We start from the raw sequence: 2,334 nt of genomic DNA, 5'->3' as shown, positions 1-2,334 counted from the left end.
ATTATCAATATAAACATTAACCATGGATTTAGCACCATTGATTACCTTTGCTATTTCCTTTTGTGTTGTATCTGGATTCTTTTCTATATGTTGTAATAGTAATAACTCTTTTAATTCTGATGTAGGACTAAAAAATTTCATATTTTCTCCTCTTTTCCGTTCATTGTCTGAATGATTATAGTCTAACATATATTGTTCGTTTTGTAAATAGTTATTTCGACAAAAGATAAGATTCCTCGTTTCACTCGGAATGACAGTGTGAGGTGCATTCAGAATGACAAGAGTGAGTTCTCAAGATGACAAAAAATCCCGCCTATAAAAAGCGGGTATGTATTAAAATATATATTAATTTTTCGTTGTGTCATTGGTGTGTCAATTGTGTGTCAAAATTGGGTTTTTCGCCTCTCTTGCCAATTTTATTTGGCTATTTCAAGCCATTTATAGAGTATCATACTGGTTTTGAAGACCAGAGGGCACACCAGCACCCATCTACCCCCATGATGTAGTTGTAATAATTGATACTAGTATAGTATAGCATATTTTTGTTTCATGTCAAGGGGTGTTATTTTTCATAATTTTATGTTTTCTAGAGAAGTCAAACATATGTGACACGACCCCTGAAAAATTATATCTGAATAATGCTGTGGTTTTTTCAAATTGCTAATAATTATTTTGTCAAGGAGGAAAGCGATAGCGATCCTTGATTAAATGTAATCTTAGCAATCATAAGAAACAGAAGAACACTCAATATAATATTAATAAACTCCATCCAGCACCACCTAACATAATTTATAATTATCTTTGTTACATAAAATTGATGAACCATAAAATTACTGATGTTTATCAATTAATAATATTATATCATTTAATACTTATATTATTACATAAAGTATATCAACTTCTATTTCATTAGTTAGATCTGCAACTAAATCCACCACTTTATCAAGATTTGAATCACCTTCAGGAATTTTAATTATATTTTTTCAATTTATCTTTCTATTCCTTGGTTAAATGATTTAAGCAGTATTGTTCCAAGGTCAATAGCTATTCTCATAATCGCTGGCATAGGATATATCCCTGGATATATTAATGCTTTCAACGTAGCTTCTCTTTTGTTGGACAAGCAACCAAAATTTAAAACAACTGACCCAAAAGATCCAATAACTATATTAATTGCATGTTGGAACGAGGAGGATAATATAGGCGAAGTTCTAAAATATATAAAAAACCAAGATTATCAAGGAAAGATCAAAGTCATTGTCATAGATAATGCTTCTACAGATATGACTTTTAAAGCTACTCAAAAGGCAAGTGAAGAACTTTCTATGGATATAAAGGTAATCCAAGAATCCAATCCTGGTAAAAATAATGCATTAAATACAGGTTTAAAACATGTAGATACAGAATACTTGATTACATTAGATGCAGATACTATATTGCATAAATCAGCCATAAGATATATAGTGGCTAGAATGAAGTCTTCTCCTGAAAATGTTAGTGCTGTAGCTGGTACTGTACTCGTTAGAAATAGTAGGGAAAATTTTATAACTAGATTACAAGAATGGGATTATTTTTTAGGTATAGCTAGTATTAAAAGAATGCAAGGATTATTTCAAGGTACATTAGTAGCACAAGGAGCTTACTCTCTATATAAAACTGAGGTATGATAGAAGCATTAAGACTTAATAAGCCTTGGCAGCATCCTATAAAATATGTAAAATACTTAACAGGTATAAATATAATAATGCCTTACCTAGATATTGTATATACCTTTTGTTGGATTCCTGGACTGATTCTTGCATTTTTTGGCAAGTTTTGGATTGTTGGACCTATGACCCTATTTGTTTTGCCCCTTGCTATTATTCAAAACTTTGTCCTATACAGATATCAATCTAAAGTTTTTGAGACATTGGATTTAGGCGTTAGAAAGAATATTTTAGGATTTTTAGTTTACATGATTTGCTACCAAATGATCATGAGTCCAATATCTATTTGGGGCTATATACAGGAAGTATTAGAATTAAAACGTATTTGGGAATAATAGGACATAGTTTAAATGTATAAGGGACAGAGTTGAGACACTACTCCTGTCTCTAAAAAGTAAATACTTTCTCTGTTTCTATCTTCGCCATAATAATCCTCTGAGATCAATTATTCTCCATTCCATCTACCTTTTTGTAATAGTAGCTTACCTACTTTGGCAAACTCATAAGTTCTTAAATATAATTCATCTAATCCCATCTCCCACTCAGTCAGTTGATAACTTCCCATAAACCAGTAACTGTAAGCCAATCGAAAAAACTGTACCTATTACATACATGAAGATTGGATGGA

At 31.1% G+C, this 2,334-nt stretch carries 4 protein-coding genes and 1 tRNA gene; 2 read left to right on the top strand and 3 right to left on the bottom strand.

Annotated features, from left to right (window positions below; genetic code table 11):
- The 3 genes from VK998_RS13080 to VK998_RS11735 all read right to left on the bottom strand — a co-directional run.
- Positions 1-141: winged helix-turn-helix domain-containing protein (locus VK998_RS13080; protein WP_414713608.1), on the bottom strand; the 141-nt coding region annotated here is incomplete at its 3' end.
- 280 nt (positions 142-421) lie between these two features.
- A tRNA-Sec gene (locus VK998_RS11740) sits at positions 422-492 on the bottom strand.
- A gap of 496 nt (positions 493-988) precedes the next feature.
- Complete coding sequence (locus VK998_RS11735) at positions 989-1,123, bottom strand: hypothetical protein (RefSeq protein ID WP_325228544.1); 135 nt, start codon at positions 1,121-1,123, stop codon at positions 989-991.
- Between VK998_RS11735 and VK998_RS11730 the strand changes: the two genes are divergently transcribed.
- Together VK998_RS11730 and VK998_RS11725 are read left to right on the top strand one after the other, a co-directional pair.
- Positions 1,116-1,667 (top strand): glycosyltransferase family 2 protein, encoded by a 552-nt coding sequence (locus tag VK998_RS11730; RefSeq protein ID WP_325228542.1) that lies wholly within the window; start codon positions 1,116-1,118, stop codon positions 1,665-1,667. The genes VK998_RS11735 and VK998_RS11730 overlap by 8 nt on opposite strands.
- On the top strand, positions 1,664-2,041 hold the full coding sequence (locus VK998_RS11725) for a hypothetical protein (RefSeq protein ID WP_325228540.1): 378 nt from the start codon (positions 1,664-1,666) through the stop codon (positions 2,039-2,041). The genes VK998_RS11730 and VK998_RS11725 overlap by 4 nt, the downstream gene beginning before the upstream one ends.
- Positions 2,042-2,334: the final 293 nt, after the last annotated feature.

Source organism: Schnuerera sp., assembly GCF_035459645.1.
In the GTDB taxonomy this organism is placed as follows: domain Bacteria; phylum Bacillota; class Clostridia; order Tissierellales; family Tepidimicrobiaceae; genus Schnuerera.
The sequence above is the reverse complement of the archived record's forward strand: the minus strand, read 5'-3'. Positions and strand labels throughout refer to the sequence as shown.

What these genes read in the sequence shown, in the direction of transcription:
- VK998_RS11725 (WP_325228540.1), top strand. Translation starts at nt 1,664, where the DNA reads ATGATAGAAGCATTAAGACTTAATAAGCCTTGGCAGCATCCTATAAAA.